General features: G+C 61.5%; 15 protein-coding genes. 7 read left to right on the top strand and 8 right to left on the bottom strand.

The window, feature by feature from the left end:
* Positions 1 to 5 precede the first annotated feature (5 nt).
* Both CVS27_RS12460 and CVS27_RS12455 read left to right on the top strand, forming a co-directional pair.
* Positions 6 to 1,598, top strand: coding sequence for a sensor histidine kinase (locus CVS27_RS12460; protein WP_103466071.1), 1,593 nt, complete (start codon positions 6 to 8; stop codon positions 1,596 to 1,598).
* 177 nt (positions 1,599 to 1,775) lie between these two features.
* On the top strand, positions 1,776 to 2,069 hold the full coding sequence (locus CVS27_RS12455) for a WXG100 family type VII secretion target (protein ID WP_103466191.1): 294 nt from the start codon (positions 1,776 to 1,778) through the stop codon (positions 2,067 to 2,069).
* Between the two features lie 481 nt (positions 2,070 to 2,550).
* Here the strand turns inward: CVS27_RS12455 and CVS27_RS12450 are convergent, their stop codons facing one another.
* Together CVS27_RS12450 and groL are read right to left on the bottom strand one after the other, a co-directional pair.
* On the bottom strand, positions 2,551 to 3,531 hold the full coding sequence (locus tag CVS27_RS12450) for a ribonuclease HI family protein (protein WP_103466070.1): 981 nt from the start codon (positions 3,529 to 3,531) through the stop codon (positions 2,551 to 2,553).
* Positions 3,532 to 3,708: 177 nt separating this feature from the next.
* Entirely contained in the window at positions 3,709 to 5,337 is a 1,629-nt protein-coding gene (groL, locus tag CVS27_RS12445; RefSeq protein WP_103466069.1) for a chaperonin GroEL, read from the bottom strand.
* Between the two features lie 450 nt (positions 5,338 to 5,787).
* On the opposite strand from groL, the gene CVS27_RS21485 reads away from it, so the two are divergent.
* Positions 5,788 to 6,396 (top strand): TM2 domain-containing protein, encoded by a 609-nt coding sequence (locus CVS27_RS21485; protein WP_103466068.1) that lies wholly within the window; start codon positions 5,788 to 5,790, stop codon positions 6,394 to 6,396.
* 129 nt (positions 6,397 to 6,525) lie between these two features.
* On the opposite strand, the gene CVS27_RS12435 is transcribed toward CVS27_RS21485, so the two are convergent.
* Positions 6,526 to 7,128 carry a LytR C-terminal domain-containing protein gene (locus CVS27_RS12435; RefSeq protein WP_243400167.1) on the bottom strand — a complete coding sequence of 201 codons (603 nt, stop codon included), beginning with the start codon at positions 7,126 to 7,128 and terminating at the stop codon, positions 6,526 to 6,528.
* 42 nt (positions 7,129 to 7,170) lie between these two features.
* Positions 7,171 to 7,446 (bottom strand): DUF3263 domain-containing protein, encoded by a 276-nt coding sequence (locus tag CVS27_RS12430; RefSeq protein WP_243400178.1) that lies wholly within the window; start codon positions 7,444 to 7,446, stop codon positions 7,171 to 7,173.
* A gap of 219 nt (positions 7,447 to 7,665) precedes the next feature.
* On the opposite strand from CVS27_RS12430, the gene CVS27_RS12425 reads away from it, so the two are divergent.
* Complete coding sequence (locus tag CVS27_RS12425) at positions 7,666 to 8,424, top strand: uracil-DNA glycosylase (RefSeq protein WP_103466189.1); 759 nt, start codon at positions 7,666 to 7,668, stop codon at positions 8,422 to 8,424.
* Between the two features lie 76 nt (positions 8,425 to 8,500).
* Entirely contained in the window at positions 8,501 to 9,355 is an 855-nt protein-coding gene (locus tag CVS27_RS12420; protein WP_243400166.1) for a siderophore-interacting protein, read from the top strand.
* 392 nt (positions 9,356 to 9,747) lie between these two features.
* Here the strand turns inward: CVS27_RS12420 and CVS27_RS12415 are convergent, their stop codons facing one another.
* The gene (locus tag CVS27_RS12415; RefSeq protein ID WP_103466187.1) at positions 9,748 to 11,175 is read right to left on the bottom strand and encodes a threonine/serine exporter family protein; all 1,428 of its coding nucleotides are present in this window, start codon (positions 11,173 to 11,175) and stop codon (positions 9,748 to 9,750) included.
* A gap of 228 nt (positions 11,176 to 11,403) precedes the next feature.
* Complete coding sequence (locus tag CVS27_RS12410; RefSeq protein ID WP_103466066.1) at positions 11,404 to 12,477, bottom strand: lipid II:glycine glycyltransferase FemX; 1,074 nt, start codon at positions 12,475 to 12,477, stop codon at positions 11,404 to 11,406.
* Positions 12,478 to 12,638: 161 nt separating this feature from the next.
* On the opposite strand from CVS27_RS12410, the gene CVS27_RS12405 reads away from it, so the two are divergent.
* Together CVS27_RS12405 and CVS27_RS12400 are read left to right on the top strand one after the other, a co-directional pair.
* Entirely contained in the window at positions 12,639 to 14,111 is a 1,473-nt protein-coding gene (locus CVS27_RS12405; protein WP_103466065.1) for an ABC transporter permease, read from the top strand.
* A gap of 3 nt (positions 14,112 to 14,114) precedes the next feature.
* Entirely contained in the window at positions 14,115 to 14,801 is a 687-nt protein-coding gene (locus tag CVS27_RS12400; RefSeq protein ID WP_103466064.1) for an ABC transporter ATP-binding protein, read from the top strand.
* 89 nt (positions 14,802 to 14,890) lie between these two features.
* On the opposite strand, the gene CVS27_RS12395 is transcribed toward CVS27_RS12400, so the two are convergent.
* Together CVS27_RS12395 and CVS27_RS12390 are read right to left on the bottom strand one after the other, a co-directional pair.
* Positions 14,891 to 16,561 (bottom strand): MDR family MFS transporter, encoded by a 1,671-nt coding sequence (locus CVS27_RS12395; RefSeq protein WP_103466063.1) that lies wholly within the window; start codon positions 16,559 to 16,561, stop codon positions 14,891 to 14,893.
* Complete coding sequence (locus CVS27_RS12390) at positions 16,558 to 17,187, bottom strand: TetR/AcrR family transcriptional regulator (RefSeq protein WP_103466062.1); 630 nt, start codon at positions 17,185 to 17,187, stop codon at positions 16,558 to 16,560. Before CVS27_RS12390 ends, CVS27_RS12395 begins: the two co-directional genes overlap by 4 nt.
* Between the last annotated feature and the right edge of the window lie 12 nt (positions 17,188 to 17,199).

Here is a 17,199-nt window from a genome sequence, read left to right as displayed (position 1 = left end):
TCGCCTTGGTTTCGTTGTGGAAGAACGCCTCCCTGCGCTCACAGCTGGTGGCCATCATCAGTACCCTGTTGAGTTTGTCCCTGTTGGCGCTGGGGGTCACAACGTTCCTTTTGCTGCACTCTTTTCTGGAAGACCAGATGGACACGCAGCTGACAACCTCACAAAAATCCATCGTTGTTTACGGCACTGTCGATTCACAAAACGCGGGACAAACGCCGTTTAGTTTTGACTACTTTGTGGGCTTCCACTACCAGGACGGAACTCTGGCTGACCAAAACCGCTCCGGCAAAGACAAGCCCGTTTATCCCAATTACTCCGCGGCCGAGGCAGCAGCCTTGAACGGCCAAACGTTCACGGTGCCCAGCAGCGATGGCGGCGCACCGTGGCGCATCAAGGTCATTGCCCCGCAGATGTTCAGCTTTGGCCCGGCCGACACCACCAACAACAGGCCCGAGTATTTGGGCTATGTGGTGGTGGGCCTCCCGTATGAGAACCTAAACATCACCATGGAGCGGCTGGCGGTGGTGATTGCCGGCGTCGCAATACTGACCATCACCCTGGGCACCATGATTGCCTACTGGACTGTCACCAGATCCTTCAGGCCTCTGGGCAGGGTGGAGAAAACTGCTGCGGCCATCGCGGCAGGCGATCTGTCCCGCCGCGTAGACATTGAAAATCCGGCCACAGAGGTGGGCAGGCTGTCCGGTTCCTTGAACGCCATGTTGGCCCATATTGAGCATGCTTTTGCTGCCCAGACCGCTTCCGAAAAAAAGATGCGCCGCTTTGTGGCTGACGCCTCCCACGAACTGCGCACCCCTCTGGTCACCATCCGAGGTTTCTCCGAGCTGTACCGCCACGGGGCGCTGCAAACGCCCGAGGATGTGGGCACGGCCATGGGCCGCATTGAAAGCGAAGCCAAGCGCATGGGTGAGTTGGTCGAGGACTTGCTCATGCTGGCCCGGATCGATGAGCAGCGGCCCCTGCAGCGCAAGCCCGTTGACCTGCTGATCATTGGCCATGACGCCGTGCTCGACGCGCGGGCGGCGGCGCGCGACAGGACGTTTACCGTCGTCGGACTTGATGGTGGCCCTGGCTCTGCCGCACCCACCATGGGGGACGAGGCCAAACTGCGCCAGGTGGTGGCCAACCTCATGGGCAATGCGCTGCGCTACACCCCTGAGGGTTCCCCCATAGAGATCATGGTGGGCAGCCGGCTGGAGGGTGAGCAAAAGTTCTCGGTAATCAAGATTCGCGACCACGGCCCCGGAATCTCCGACGAGGAGGCCCCCCGCGTCTTTGAGCGTTTCTACCGCGCAGATTCTTCCCGTGACAGGAATACCGGCGGCAGCGGTTTGGGCCTGGCAATAGTGTCAGCCCTGGTGGCGGCCCATGCTGGCACCGTGAGGCTGGAGACGACCCCTGGCGGCGGCGCAACCCTGGCGATCGAGTTGCCCTTCGCCGCGCCCGACCCCGGCGCTGAGGCTGAATCCGATATCGAGGACGATGTCAGGTTCGACGACGCCGACGTGGCAGCACCGCCGCAACGCGCCATGCCGCCAGCCCCGTCCTCGACTCCCGGCCAGGCGCCGGAGCAATAAACCCGAAGCATGGGGCCAGGCAGCTGTCTCCTGGCTGCCTGTTCATCCACAGCCGGGGCCGGGGCGCTCACTATCCACAACTGCCGCTGTGCGGCTGGCTCCGCCATTAGTCTCCTCCTACGCTGGAAACTGTCAGAGATGTTCGGACAGATTCACCAAGCAGGGACGGAAATGGTCATGGCACAATTCAACGTCAATAGCGACGAACTCGCGGTCAAAAGCACGGCGGTCAAGGGCTCAGTGGACAGGATTCGCATGGAAGTTGACGCCATGAAGCGCAACCTCGCGGATCTGCAGGCCACCTGGACAGGCACCGCAGCCAACAACTTCCAGCTGCTCTTGCAGGAATGGCATGCCACTGAGTTGCGGGTGGAGGCATCACTGGAAAGCATCAACGCCGCCCTCTCGATGGCTGCAACGCAATACGCTCAGGCCGAGGACGCGAACACCCGGATGTTCACGGCGCGGTAGTCCCCACGTCCTCCCTAGCCTCACTCCGCTCGGCCAGGGAACCCTCGGACGCGTGGCCCCACCCACGACCTCCAAACACCACTCCGCTCGGCCAGGGAACCCTCGGACGCGTGGCCCCACCCACGACCTCCAAACACCACTCCGCTCGGCCAGGGAACCCTCGGACGCGTGGCCCCACCCACGACCTCCAAACACCACTCCGCTCGGCCAGGGAACCCTCGGACGCGTGGCCCCACCCACGACCTCCAAACACCACTCCGCTCGGCCAGGGAACCCTCGGACGCGTGGCCCCACCCACGACCTCCAAACACCACTCCGCTCGGCCAGGGAACCCTCGGACGCGTGGCCCCACCCACGACCTCCAACTGGACCATTCGAGGCCGTACAACAGATGCAGCTACAGCGCAGATGGCGCTCTCTTGTCGTTAGGCGAACCCAGCGTTGAGAACCTGCAGACGCAGGGTGACCTTGAGGCCCCGTTCTAGCTTTCGGGGGTGCCCTGGTGGAACCGCAGGCGCCACTGACCGTCCTCGCGCTGCCACAAGGAACTGCGCAGCGCGCTTCCAGCCGGGGAGACGCTGCGGTAGCTCAGCAGGGCGGTGGAAGTGTCCACCTGAGAAAGCGAGAGGACCTGCAGTTCAACGGTGGCCGATTCCTCATCGTTGAACATCTCCAGAATTTCCTGCCGGCTCCATCGGCGACCGGATGCGCCGATTTCCTCGAAGTCCGGGTGCAGCAGTTCCCCCGCCCGGAGCGGATCCGCGCGAACGGCAGGGTCCAGGAGTTCGCGCTCCAGCCCCACCACGGCATCCAACGCGTCCGCATGGTGAGCCGAGAAGGCAGGATCCGCCTCATCCTCCAGCATGGAAAACAAGTCAGGCTGCTCCAGCTCATCCAGGAACAACGTGTTCTGGGCTGGGGCCACCGGACGCGATTCGGCGGCGGCGCTGGACGTCCCGGCGTCGTTCAATTCCTTGGGCTCGGCCGAAGCCTTGGATCCGGGAAAACCCGGGCCGGCATTCGGTTCGCGCTTGGCCTGGTAGGCGGTGGCGGCGGCGCGAGCACGGTCATCGGCCGCCTCATTCAAATCATGGCCGGCGTGGCCCTTGACCCATTCAAAGGTGTACTTGCGGCCCACCAGGGCAGCGTCAATCTCCTTGAGCAGATCAAGGTTCAAGACGGGCTTGCCGTCTGACTTCTTCCAGCCCTTGCGCTTCCAGCCCGGCATCCACTTGGTCACCGAGTTGATGACGTACTGGCTGTCGCAGAGAATATGCAACGGCTCCTCTGGCAGGTGGGCTGTGGAAACGAACAAATCAAGGACAGCCATGAGCTCGCCCATATTATTGGTGCCGTGGGGCCAGCCACCAGCGCGCCAGCAATTGTCATCCACGTACCAAGCCCAGCCTGCAGGTCCAGGATTACCTAAAGCCGAACCATCGGCAGCAGCAGTAATAGTCATGCATCCATACTTTCAGACTCCACTGACATCTAAATGCCAAAGGGGCGGCAACTGTGGCCATCACTTGGGCAAGCAAAAGGCGCCATTGCCCGTAGCGGGGATCGATTTCGCATGCTTTTCGCGAAATCCTACTGCCCGCGGGGCAATGGCGCCTTGTGCTAGAAGACTGGGGGTGGGTTAGAAACCGCCCATGCCGCCCATGTCGTCTCCGCCGCCGCCAGCCGGTGCAGCCTTTTCGGGCTTGTCGGCTACAACGGCTTCGGTGGTGAGGAACAAGCCAGCAATGGAAGCCGCGTTCTGCAGTGCGGAACGGGTTACCTTTACCGGGTCGTTGACGCCGGCAGCCAGCAGGTCTTCGTAAACGCCGGTTGCAGCGTTCAAGCCGTGGCCAACAGGCAAGCTGCGAACCTTGTCAACAACGACGCCGGGCTCCATGCCTGCATTGAAGGCAATCTGCTTCAACGGTGCATCGATGGCAACCTTGACGATGTTGGCGCCAGTGGCCTCGTCGCCGGTCAAGTTCAAACCGGCAAATGCCTTCACGCCAGCCTGGATCAGGGCAACGCCACCGCCGGGGACGATGCCTTCTTCAACAGCAGCCTTGGCGTTGCGCACTGCGTCCTCGATGCGGTGCTTGCGTTCCTTGAGCTCAACTTCGGTTGCGGCACCGGCCTTGATGACTGCAACGCCGCCGGCCAGCTTGGCCAGACGTTCCTGCAGCTTCTCGCGGTCGTAGTCGGAATCGGAGTTTTCGATCTCGGCACGAATCTGTGCAACACGGCCAGCAATGGCTTCGGCGTCGCCGGCACCATCAACAATGGTGGTCTCGTCCTTGGTGACAACAACCTTGCGAGCCTTGCCCAGCAGGTCAAGGGTGGTGTTCTCCAGCTTCAAGCCAACTTCTTCAGCGATGACCTGGCCACCGGTGAGGATGGCGATGTCAGCGAGCTGAGCCTTGCGGCGGTCACCGAAGCCCGGAGCCTTGACGGCTACGGACTTGAACAGGCCGCGGATCTTGTTCACGATCAACGTGGCAAGAGCTTCGCCTTCAATGTCTTCGGCGATGATCAGCAACGGCTTGTTGGAAGCCATAACCTTTTCCAGAACTGCAACAAGATCCTTGACGCTGGAGATCTTGGAGTTCACGATCAGGATGTACGGGTCTTCAAGAACCGTTTCCTGACGCTCGGTGTCGGTCACAAAGTAAGCGGAGATGTAACCCTTGTCGAAGCGCATGCCTTCGGTGAGTTCAAGTTCCAGGCCGAAGGTGTTGGACTCCTCGACGGTGATAACACCTTCCTTGCCAACCTTGTCCAGTGCCTCAGCAATGAGGGCACCGATCTCGGGATCGCCGGCAGAGATGGAAGCCGTGGCGGCGATCTCTTCCTTGGTTTCGATCTCCTTGGCGTCTTCGAGCAACTGCGCGATGACGGCTGCAACAGCCTTCTCGATGCCGCGCTTCAAGGACAACGGGTCGGCTCCGGCCGCAACATTGCGCAGGCCTTCCTTGACCAGTGCCTGTGCCAAAACGGTTGCAGTGGTGGTGCCGTCGCCTGCGACGTCGTCAGTCTTCTTGGCGACTTCCTTGACGAGCTCGGCGCCGATCTTCTCGTAAGGATCGTCAAGTTCGATTTCCTTAGCGATGGAGACACCATCGTTGGTGATTGTGGGTGCGCCCCACTTCTTCTCGAGAACCACGTTGCGACCGCGCGGGCCCAAGGTTACCTTGACGGCGTCGGCGAGGATGTTCAACCCACGCTCAAGACCGCGGCGTGCCTCTTCATCAAATGCAATGAGCTTGGCCATGGAGGCTTCAGTCCTTTCGGGACAGTCATTTCGGATACAAAGATCCTCATCACGGTGCCCGCGACGGACGGATGCGCAGCCGTTGATCTATTTACAGCGACCGCGAACCCTCACCCAATGAGGAAAGTTCAATACTCCGACGGCGGTTGACTGGCTAATAATTAGCAGTCGCCACCTCAGAGTGCTAACTCAATAATTAGCACTCGACACCCCAGAGTGCAAGCGGAGCGGGCGCTCTGTGCTCCGGGCGAACGGGAAAAGGGGCAGACCCTTGGAGCGTACCGCCTTGCAACGAAGGAAACATTCGCCACCACAGGCGGGTGGCTCTTTCAGCTGGGGCGGCAACAGACTAGCGTGGGGCATGTAAGTATTCCGATTCGCGCATCTGCATGGGTCACACCCTGCCTCCCGGTAGGGCCTTGCGCCGCAGCACTAGCACCAGGAGACATCATGAGTGAGAATTCACAGCCCGAACAGCCGGCAAACCCGGCCGACGTTCCCGCAGGCTATGACAAGCCCGCAACCCCCCAGACCCCTGATTACCAGGCACAGGCTTACCCGGCACCCGCCTACCAGGCACCCGCAGCTTCTGCGGAAAACCCCCAGGCCCCGGCCTACCCGCAGGCGCCGACTTACCCCCAGGCACCCCAGACCCCTTCCTACCCGCAGCCTGGTGCTCAGCAGGGTTACGATCAGCAGAACGTTCAGGCTGGCTACCCTCAGCCGGGCATGCAGCAGGGTTACGATCAGCAGAACGTTCAGCAGGGTTACGGCCAGCCGGGCTACGGCCAGCAGCCTGCCTACAACATGCCGTACGGCACTGAGCAGAAGTCCAAAGTAGTCGCCGGTATTTTGGGCATCCTGCTAGGTGGCCTTGGAATTCACAACTTCTACCTCGGCAAGACCAATATTGCGTTGATCCAGCTCCTCGTATCCGTGTTGAGCTTCGGAGTTCTTTACGTCTTCATGGCAATTTGGGGCTTGGTGGAAGGCATATTGATCTTGATGGGCAGTGAAAACTACCGCACCGATGCCAAGGGCATTCCGCTGAAGGACTAGTCTTTCCAGGATCCGAAGTTCCTTGTTGAACAGAAAGTTATGGCGGGCAAACCACAAGGTTTGCCCGCCATAACTTTCTGTTCCTGCCGTCAGTGCCCTCGCCGAGCGAAGGAGCCGACTGGCGGCTGCCTAGGCGCCAGGCCCCAGCACCACTGCCAGCGGGATGCCCAGTTCGGCAGTGTCCACCAGCGTGGGAATGTTCAGTGTTGTCGACAAGGACTCGGCGTTGGCTTTTTGCGCAATGCCGTTGTAGAAAATGACAGACGCTGGCTGGGGCTGCCCTGCCCAGTTGGCCGACTGCGAGACGCTCCAGCCCTGAGCCATCACCAGCGAAGAATACCTGCTAGCCAGGCCGGACACTCCTGTTGCATTGAAAATCGCCACCGGAACGCTCTTGTCCACCACTGAGGCAGGGGTGGGGCTCGGCGTGGGAGTGGGCGACGGCGTCACTTCAGCAGCCTCGGTGGGCGCCTGAGTGGGGGCAACCGTAGCGGCAGCCGTGGTTGCCGGTGCGGTGCTGCTGTTGACCACGGCAGGCTGGTCCGGCGTTGAGTTGTTGAGCATCTTGGGCATGATGAAAAATGCCAGCACGCCAATGCACAGCGCCACCACCCCAACAATCATCAAGGGCACCAGCGAACGCCCCCGGATCTCCATGGAAGCGCGGTGGACGCCGTGGCGCGCCGAGTTCTCCTCGATGGCGTCGAATTCATCCCGCGGGTAATTACTCATAGTGCAGTGGTGTCCTTGTGGGTCATCGTGGTGAAGGGCGCGTCAATTACCGAGCCGGCGTGCGGAACGGGCCTGTTGGCGTGACAACCGTAGTCTACGCAACCGTTTGACCAGCATCGGGTCATGCGCCAATGCAGCTTCCGTGTCGATCAACGCGTTGAGCACCTGATAGTAGTGGGTTGCTGAGAGGTCAAACAGGTCCCGGATAGCCTGCTCCTTGGCACCGGCGTACTTCCACCACTGCCGTTCCAGACCCAACATTTGCTCTTCACGGTCACTCAGCACGCGCTCATTGGCGCCTTCCGCGGAGTCAGGCAAGCCGGCGTCGTCCGCAGGGGGCTGCCCATGCTGGTCTGCTTCGACCACAACAGCCCTCCATTCTTTTCGACGCGCTCTCAACGCATGATCCATGCACTGCTCTGTCCATAATAGGTGCGAATGACAGCCATGTCATTTGGAAAACTGTGGACAACAACTCAACCGGCTGCCGCTGTGGATCAATCATGTGATCGCCCTCCATGGACCACAATGGAAACCATGGACAGCACACCGAGCCTCTTTGACATGCCAGCACCGCCTCCGTGGAGCCAGGAGCAATTGCAGGCATTGGAGGCGTTGCGGACGGCCCCCCTGAGCCAAATGGCGCCGGATTGGGCCGCCACGCTGGCACCATTGGAAGCAAATCTGCGCCAGTTGGGGGCCATGCTCACCAAAGAGTACGACGCCGGAACCCGCTTCCTGCCCCACCCCACTTTGGTTTTGCATGCGTTGGGCACACCCATGGCCCAGGTCAAGGTCCTGATTGTTGGCCAGGACCCTTATCCCACCCCCGGGCACTCGGTGGGGCTGGCGTTCTCAGTGGACAAAAGAACGCGGCCGCTGCCACGCAGCCTCAACAACATCTACAAGGAACTCAGCGCTGATATGGGCATTCCCCCGGCTGCCCACGGCGACTTGAGCGCTTGGGCCGACCAAGGCGTCCTCCTCCTCAACCGTGTGCTCACCGTGGCGCCGGGAGCGGCAGGCTCACACCGGCGTCGTGGGTGGGAAGAAGTAACCGAATCCATCATCACGGCCTTGGCGGCCCGCAAGCAGCCACTGGTCAGCGTCTTGTGGGGCAACGACGCCCAGCGCCTGGCACCCTTGTTGGAGGGGACGGCCGTGATCGAGTCGGCCCACCCCAGCCCGTTGTCTGCCTCCCGGGGATTCTTTGGCTCCAAGCCCTTTAGCCGGGTCAACGACTTGCTGACCGGCCAAGGCGCGGCCCCGATCGACTGGGCCCTCCCAGTGAACTAGACTAGTTAGGAGTACCTAACTCGGGGCGGTTTCGCCCCTGCCCCTGCTGGCTTGTGCCCGCATCGAGGAGATAATTGTGACAACAGCAGACACCCCAACTGCCACCGTCGTGGCCCCCGCCGTCAAACCACGCACCCAGTACAGCCTGACTGTTCGCCGGCGTGAACAACTCAGCCCGCACATGGTGCGCATCGTTGCCGGCGGCCCGGCACTGGCCGAATTCACGGCCAAAGACGCCACAGACATGTATGTGAAGATTCATTTCCTGGTGCCCGGGGTGGAATACGCAGAACCCGTGGACGTCTTTGCGCTGCGCGAGTCCATGCCGCGGGAGCACTGGCCCATGACACGCACCTACACGCTTCGTTGGGTGGATTTGGCTGCCCAGGAAGTGGCGATCGACTTTGTCATTCACGGCGATTCCGGCCTGGCCGGGCCGTGGGCCAACGCTGCGGCTCCCGGAGACAGGATCATTTTCTCCGGACCCGGTGGCGCCTACAAGCCCAACGCCGACGCCGACTGGTACCTTTTTGCCGGCGACGAGTCAGCTTTGCCGGCCATTGCCTCATCTCTGGCATCCCTGCCGGAGGACGCCAACGGACACGCCTACATTGAAGTGGACACGGCTGCCGACATCCAGCCCGTGGCAAAGCCCAGCGGCGTTGAACTCACCTGGGTGTTCCGCGAAGGCGCCACCCCCGATCAGTGCACGGCCCTGTTGGACGCAGTTGCCAACGGGCCGTGGCCAGCTGGAACTGTCGACGCCTTTGTTCACGGTGAACGCGAATATATGAAGGCTCTGCGCGATCTGCTGTTCAAGCAGCGCGGCCTGGACCGCTCGCAGGTATCCCTCTCGGGCTACTGGGCTTACGGCCGCACCGAGGACTACTTTCAGGCCGAAAAGAAGCAGCCCATCGGCAAAATCCTGTAACTCGCCGCGGCCCAGCCACCGCTAATTAGCTTATGCGCCGTACAAATACCTGCGCTGGCGCATAAACCCAGGCGACTTTGTTTATGCGCCGCCATCATGGCCAACGTGGCGCCACTCTGGCAGCTGCGCACCGCCGAAACACAGCCATGCGCATATGCACAGTGGAACAGCCCAGCACATCGCATGAGTGCAAGTTCGCCGCAGGCTGGACAGGTAAGTAAGCCGTTGAGTCGGGGGTCCCGGAGCGAGGATGGATTTTCCCCGCACGGGCACAGCTGCGAGGGCCCCGCTGCGAGCTTGCGAGCAGCTGGAGCAGCTGGGAACGGGCGGAAAATCTTACTGCTCGCGAGGGATCCCCCGACCCAACGGCGGTCCGCGACCACCCTGGACGGCTACCGGCGGCGGTTTCTTCGCCGGTCCTTTTGGCCGCTGCTGCGGGTGAACGGGCGGGCGGCGTTATCGCCCAGCACTACGCCGGCAGCCACCGCGAGGATGACCACCAGGGCATTGAAGATTCCCACGGCGCCTGTCACGGAGTCCTCGGGGGTCAGTGTCATGACGAACATGGCCCGGAAGATGGAGAGCCCCACCAGCAGGAAAATGATGGACGGGACGGCGACCACTAGCTGCGGCGCACCCAGCCGCAGGGCAATGACCCGGGCCAGCATGCCGATGACCACTGCTGCCACGGCCGGGGCAAAGCGCCCGCCCAGGCCGAACTCCATGCCGTAGTAGTAAACGACGTAACCGATCACGGCAACGGCCGTGGTGGGCAGCACTAACTTGACGGATGTTTGCTCGGCAATGCAGATGGCCACCGTGGCCAACCCCACCAGCGCAAGCACCCAAAACAGGGGCAGCGTCCCGCTGATGGTCTCGGCCACGTTGAGCCTGTCCGCCCCAAACACAGCGCTGGACACCAGCCCCACGGCGATGCCCGCAACAATGGCACCAAACGTCAAAAATGCTGAGAGGAACCGCCCGGCGGCTGTCACGGGGAATCCGTTGATAGCATCCTGCACCGCTGAGACCAGCCGGCCCGAGGGCAGCATCAACAAGATCCCGCCCGCAACCACAATGGAAGGACTCAACGGCACCTCCATCATGAAGCACAGCACGGCCACCATGGTGACAATGAAGGAGCTGATGGCGGTGACAAAGAAGTCCGGCACCCGCCATTTGCCCAGGACACGGGCCACCTGCCCTGCCAACAGGATGGTCATGAACGCCACGATCATGCCAACGACTGTGCCACCAATGACGCCTACCACTGCCGCAGCAAACACTGCTTCAGCCATGGACACCATCCAGCGCGGGAAGGGCTTGGGCTTTTTGATGATGACGTCCAGGCGCCTGTGCGCCTCGTCGCGGCTGACTCCCCCACTGGCAACGTCGGTCACCAACTCGTGAATCTCCACCAGGCCCGCGTAGTTGTTGGTCCAGGACCGCACCACCCGCAGCAGCGTGATGGGCACGGCGTCCCGCGGGGCGTAGTTGATGATGACCGACTGGTTGGTGATGTCGACCTCGATGTTGCGCAGCCCCATGGCGGCCGTGACGGCGATGATGCTGGTTTCCACTTCGAGGGCGCCTGCGCCGTATCTGAACATGGTCTCGGCCAGGCGCAGCGCAAAGTCAATGGTTTTGCGGGCTGATTCCTCAGCCTTGCCCACCTGGATGGTGAAATTGGCGTAGGGGCTGCCTGCGAGCCTGTCAACAATGTTCATGGGCGCCGTGGGCGGCGCTTCACCCTGCACCAGCTTGCGCAGCACATTCCGCGCAGCCTTGTTGGGGCGCGCAGGTGGCACCACGGGAATCATGCCAGCCGCCGGCACCGGGTCGCTGCTGCCCCGTCCGGCAGGAACGCTCTTGGCGCCCTTGGCGAAGGCTTTCCCCAAGGGACCTTGCCCATGCTGGGTTTTTTCAGGCTGGCCTCGGCCAGCATCGCCTTGGTCCCGGCTGTTGGGATTGGTGGTCATTCTTACTCCCTATGGCCGTGGGCCTCACCGCGGGATGCTCTTCTCCCGCGGTGAGGCCAAAAAGACGATTTAGTAGAACTGCTTTCCTGTGCGGCGGGTGTAGAGCTGCCTAAACACTCGTTCGCCTGCCACTGACCACAATTTATACCGCAACGGGCTGAGTACCAGGTCGTAGCAGCCCACAAAATCGGTGACACTCTTGGAGAAACTGGTCTTGAACAAGCCCAAACCGTGGTGCGGATGAGTGGGATCCTTGAGCCTGTCCGACGGCGGCGTGCCGCAGAAGTCGTACTGGAGCGCGCCCAGCTCCTTCATGTCATTGATGGCCACCCACTGGACCAAATGTGAGTCTCCGTACTGGTTGCGCTTTTGCAGCGAACCGCCATCCTTGTACGTGGCTTTGGAGCCGTAGTTGATAACAAACGCCCCCACCGAGGCGACGCCGTCCTCAAACACAAAGTAGAAACGGCCCTGGCCGCGCTTGGCGAATTCGCTCCAAAACTGCTTGTAGTAGTCAAAGTCGCGGGCCTGGCTGTTGGACTTGGCCGTGATGGTGCCCACCATGAGGTCGTACATGGTGCGCATAGTCTCCTCGGTGGGTTCCATGGGAACCACCTGGACCTCTTCGCGAATAGCCCGGCGCACGGCGTTGCGGCCACGTGAGTGCAAGTTGCGCAGCAACTGATTGGGCTCGGGTGAGATGTCCAGCAACGCAGTGCTGTCATTGGGCTGCAGGTCCGGGACCTTCACCAGGCCGGCGCCGCTGAGCACAGCGTGGGCATCGTCGGAGGCAATCACATCGGGCTCGATTTTGGCGGCAAACACCTTGAGTTTGGCGCGTTTCACAAAAACGCGCAACGCCTCAAGCATGGGCGGAATCTCGGAAACGTCCGCAGCATCCGGGCCCTTGATGAGGTACCAGAGCTTGCCCAGAACCGGAAACTGCTTTTGCAGCACCAGGTTGTAGCTGGTGAAATCAGGTCCCTCAAACGCAATGAACTGGGGATCCCAGCCATAATTCTTCTTGACAGCGGCAAACGCTTCAGACTGCAGCAAATTGCCACCGTTGGGGTTTGCTGTGACCAGCGAATCCCACTGTGCAATTTCGGCGGCGGTGGCAAAGCGGGCGGTAAATTCTGGCAAGTGACCCTCAATTACGTTGGCATGTGTGTGCTGCTTTTAGTCTAGCCGGGAAGAATCTCACAGCCCATTCACAGCCGACCCATATTGAATGCACCGATCACTGTCAGACGATTGCTTCTGAACGGTCGCCGCATGGGCGGCCACATAGTTGGGAGCAAGTCATGAGTGTGGTGTCCCGAAGCGTGGGCAACGCCTTCCGCAACAAGATTCGGACAAGCGCTGTGGTGATCATTTTGGCTGTCGCCATTGGTCTAGCGCTGTCCATGTTGGTTGCCAACCAAGCCGTTGCCAGCAAGGTTGATTCACTGAAAGCGTCCGTGGGGAACAACCTCACGGTCAACCCGGCAGGATCCCGCGGCGGCTTGGGCGGCGGCGAGCCGTTGACGACGGCGGAACTCACCAAGGCATCCGCCGTCGAGCATGTGACCAACGTGACCGGGACGCTGAGCGTGCGGTTTAGCAATGCGGCTGCGGAGACCAACACTTCCACTGGGGGCAACGGGCCCGCAGGTGGCCAGGGCGGCCCCGGCGGCGGCTTCGGCGCAAGCGGCACCACCAGCCTGGAATCGGCGGTGGAGCCGGGGTCACTGGGCCAGCGCAACAACAGCAACGGCAGCAGCGGCAGCAGTCCAGATTCCGGGCAGGGGCCTGTAGCCGCTCCCGCCGGCTTCAGCATCCCCATCCAGGCCACGGGAGTCTCCACCTCCACAACAGCCACAGGGGCAGCCATCAATGTCACCAGCGGCGCACAGCTCACCGACTTTGCCGCGGAATCCAAGCAGGCACTGGTGGGCAGCACACTCGCCACCAAAAACAGCCTGACGGTCGGCTCCACCTTCACCGTCCAGGACAGGACCATGACGGTCACAGGCATTTTCGATGCCGGCACCGAGTTCGATAACAACGCCATCTACCTGCCACTTGCGGCAACACAGACCCTCACGGATCAGACAGATCAGCTGAGTAGTCTCACGGTGACGGTGGACAGCATCGAGAACATGGCTGCCACTCAGACTGCACTTACTGCCGCGCTGGGTGCCGACAAGGTTGATGTCACCTCCGGTTCGGCCAATCTGGATTCGGCCATCACTTCCCTGGGCAGCGTGCAAAACATCTCCCTCATCGCTTTCATCGCCTCACTGGTGACGGCCGGGCTCATTGTGCTGCTGATCATGATCATGGTGGTGCGTGAGCGGCGCCGTGAAATTGGTGTCCTGAAAGCCATCGGCGCCTCCAACCGCACCATTGGCGCGCAGTTCGTGATCGAAGCCCTGGTCCTGGTGGTTATGGGCTCTGTGGTGGGCGCCGTCGTGGCCGCCTTCAGCAGCAACCCCATCGCCAACGCCCTGGTGGCAGGCAACACGAGCACCAGCACCACCGCTGTGGGCGTACCCGGTGCGGGCCCCGGCGGCGCAGGCCCGGGTGGCGGTTTCGGCGGCGGCGAGGATTTCACCCGGGCCCGCGGCGCCTTTGCCGGAGCCGAACAGCTTATTGGCACTGTCAGCACGTCTCTGGGCTGGCAAACACTGGTGTTTGGGGTGGCCGGCATTTTGCTGATCGCGGCCCTGGGCGCCCTCATTCCCGCCTTGCTGACAGCCAAGGTGCGTCCCATTGAAGTTCTGCGAGGAGAGTAAGCGATGCTAACAGTGACAGATGTGGTCAAGACCTTCAATTCAGGCGATCGCACCATCAAGCCCGTCAACGGGGTCAGCTTCAGCTTGGAACAAGGCAGTTTTGCCGCCATCCTGGGCAAGAGCGGCAGCGGCAAGAGCACCTTGCTCTCGCTGCTGGGGGCACTGGACAAGGCAACATCCGGGGATGTTGTGGTGGACGGCGTGAACATTTCCACCCTGCCGGACGGCAAGCTCACCGCCTACCGGCGCGACGACATCGGTTTCGTGTTTCAGGCTTATCACCTGATTCCCAACCTGTCCGCCAAGGAAAACGTCATGCTGCCCATGGAGTTTGCCGGCGCATCCCATGCCACAAGAAGCCAGCGGGCGGCTGAACTGCTCAACCAAGTGGGGCTGACCGAGGAAATGCACTCCCGCAAGGCGAACAAGCTTTCCGGCGGCATGCAGCAGCGCGTGGCCATTGCCCGGGCCCTGGCCAACAATCCCAAGCTGATCCTGGCCGATGAACCCACGGGGAACCTGGATGATGAAACCGGAGAGGTCATCATCGCCCTGCTGCGGCGGCTGGCCCATGAGAAGAAGACAACCATTCTGGTGGTCACGCACGATCAGGCCCTGGCAGCCCAGACGGACCGGAAGTTCCGGCTGGCCCGCGGCAAGATCACCGAAGACACCAAGAACCCCGCTTAACCAACTATGACGCAGTAGGTGCCATTTTCGCGGCGATTTTCAGCACCTACTGCGCCATAGTTGGGGGCGGTCATCGTTGGGGGCGTTGCTTACTTGCTTGGCGCCGGGGCTTTCGCCGAAGACTCATCGGAGGCAACGGCGTCGTACTGTACAGCTGACTCAAATTCAGCCATCCCCTCGGGGCTCACATCCAAAACAATCTCGCGGTCGGCCTTGGTTTCCAAGGGGACTTCCTTCACAAAGCACAGCACAATTGCTGCGAGCACGGCCAGCGGCACCATCCACAGGAAGACCGGGATCAGGGCCTCGTTGTAGGACTCAATCACCAGCGCCTTGATCTGCGGCGGCAGGCTGTTGACCAGATGCGGCGTGAAGGAGTTGGCCCCACCACCCCCGGTACCGCCCGGGAGTTTCTCGGCAACCAGTTCGTGGAGGCGGCTGGCGAAAACTGCACCAACTACGGCGGAGCCCAGGGTGGCACCCACCTGGCGGAAGTAGTTCTGCCCGGCCGTTGCCGTTCCCACAAACTTCAGCGGGAACGAGTTTTGCGCCACGAGCGTCAGGATCTGCATGCTGGCACCCAGGCCAATGCCCATGATGCCCAGGTAGATGCAGATGACGTAGATGGGGGTGCCCACGGTGATGGTGGCCATCAGCGCCAGCGCAACGGCCAGGATGAGTGAGCCAACAATGGGCGAGACCTTGTACCGGCCAGTGTTGGAGACGCGGCGGCCAACCACCACGGAGACAACCAGGAGGCAGGCCATCATGGGGATCATCAGCAGCCCGGCCTCGGTGGCCGAGTAGCCGGTGGCCATCTGCAGGTAGGTGGGCATGTAGCCGATGGCACCGAACATGGCGATACCGGTGAGCAACCCGGCAACGGTGGTCAGGTTGAAGTTGCGGTTCTTGAACAGGCTCATGGGCATGACGGGCTCGGAAACGCGCAGTTCCACGATGACAAAGAGCACGCCCGTGACAACAGCCGCGATGGCCAGACCGATGATTTCCGGTGAATTCCAGTCGTATTGCGAGCCGCCCCAGGTGCCCACCAGAACAATCGCCGTGGTGGCCAAGGCAATGAGTATCATGCCCAGGTAGTCAATCTTGGGGCGGGTTGCGTGCACCTTGCGCGGCACATGAAGCAGGAAGACCGTGGCAAGAATGGCCAGCACAGCCAGCGGCACGTTCATCCAGAACGTCCAGCGCCAGCCGGGTCCCTCCGTGAGCCCGCCACCAATGAGCGGTCCGGCCACTGAGGAGAACGCGAAGACGCCGCCCATGATGCCCATGTATTTGCCACGTTCGCGGGCAGGGACAACATCGGCAATGGTGGCCTGCGAGAGGATCATCAAGCCACCGCCACCCAGACCCTGGACCACACGGGCCACGATCAAGGTGGTCATGTCCGGAGCCAGTGCCCCAATCACCGAGCCCACCATGAAGATGGAAATCGCGAACAGCAGCATGGGCTTGCGGCCCAAAAGGTCGCCCAGCTTGCCGTAGACGGGCATCATGATGGTGGAGGCCAGGATGAAGGCCGTAATGATCCATGCCATATGTTCGACGCCGGAAAGCTCACCAACAATGGTGGGCAAAGCACTGGAGAGCACTGTTTGGTTCAGGGAGGCCAGCAACATGGTGACCATCAGGCCGGCAAAGAGCAGCACTATCCTGCGCTGCGCATGGGGATCACCCTGTTCGGCCGGGGCACCTGCCCCGGCTTTCTGGGCGGTGGAACTTATTTTCTTGGTACTCATAGCGTTGCCTTAATGGCCTCTCTGAAAATTTCGATGGCCTCGTAAACGGCGGGGCTGTCCTCGTTTGTTGTCACGGTGGGGTCTTTGGAGAACGCGAACCGCAGAACAGTTCCCGCCATCATCAGCAAGGCCATCGCCGAGTCTTGTCCTGGCGGCAGCTCCGACCACGTATCCTCCGGCAGTCCGTCCTGATGTCGCTTCAAGAGGGCAGCCTCCACCAGTTCCTCCGAGGCCCGCATGTGGGCGAAAATGCGTTTCCCCAGCTCCGGGTAGGCGGCCTTAAGCTGCCTGCGGCGCTCACTCAGAGATTCTGCGGGGAACATGGACCGGATCACGGCGGCCATCAGGTGCACCGTTCTGCCAAACAGGTCCTGGTCCCCATCAGCACGGAAGGCCGCGATGGTCTCCTCGGAGAGTGTGGGTGCCTGAATGCCCAAGATGGCATCTTCCTTGGACGCGAAGTAGTTGAAGAAGGTGCGCTTGGAAATGCCCGCCGCATCGGCAATGGCTTCCACGGTTGCCTTGTTCAGGCCCTCTTCGCTCGCGATGAGCGAGGCCTTGTCATGGATCAGCGCCCACGTCTCAAGGCGGTTCCGCTCACGCAACGGCACAGTGGTTTTTTGCATACCTCAAGAATA

The sequence above is a fragment of the Arthrobacter glacialis genome (assembly GCF_002909445.1).
Taxonomy (GTDB): domain Bacteria; phylum Actinomycetota; class Actinomycetes; order Actinomycetales; family Micrococcaceae; genus Specibacter; species Specibacter glacialis.
The sequence above is the reverse complement of the archived record's forward strand: the minus strand, read 5'-3'. Positions and strand labels throughout refer to the sequence as shown.

Coding starts and splice junctions, on each gene's coding strand:
- CVS27_RS12435 (WP_243400167.1), bottom strand. CDS start 7,128: ATGAGTAATTACCCGCGGGATGAATTCGACGCCATCGAGGAGAACTCG.
- CVS27_RS12405 (WP_103466065.1), top strand. CDS start 12,639: ATGAGTGTGGTGTCCCGAAGCGTGGGCAACGCCTTCCGCAACAAGATT.
- CVS27_RS12450 (WP_103466070.1), bottom strand. CDS start 3,531: ATGACTATTACTGCTGCTGCCGATGGTTCGGCTTTAGGTAATCCTGGA.
- CVS27_RS12425 (WP_103466189.1), top strand. CDS start 7,666: ATGGACAGCACACCGAGCCTCTTTGACATGCCAGCACCGCCTCCGTGG.
- CVS27_RS12390 (WP_103466062.1), bottom strand. CDS start 17,187: ATGCAAAAAACCACTGTGCCGTTGCGTGAGCGGAACCGCCTTGAGACG.
- groL (WP_103466069.1), bottom strand. CDS start 5,337: ATGGCCAAGCTCATTGCATTTGATGAAGAGGCACGCCGCGGTCTTGAG.
- CVS27_RS21485 (WP_103466068.1), top strand. CDS start 5,788: ATGAGTGAGAATTCACAGCCCGAACAGCCGGCAAACCCGGCCGACGTT.
- CVS27_RS12455 (WP_103466191.1), top strand. CDS start 1,776: ATGGCACAATTCAACGTCAATAGCGACGAACTCGCGGTCAAAAGCACG.
- CVS27_RS12395 (WP_103466063.1), bottom strand. CDS start 16,561: ATGAGTACCAAGAAAATAAGTTCCACCGCCCAGAAAGCCGGGGCAGGT.
- CVS27_RS12415 (WP_103466187.1), bottom strand. CDS start 11,175: ATGATTCCCGTGGTGCCACCTGCGCGCCCCAACAAGGCTGCGCGGAAT.
- CVS27_RS12400 (WP_103466064.1), top strand. CDS start 14,115: ATGCTAACAGTGACAGATGTGGTCAAGACCTTCAATTCAGGCGATCGC.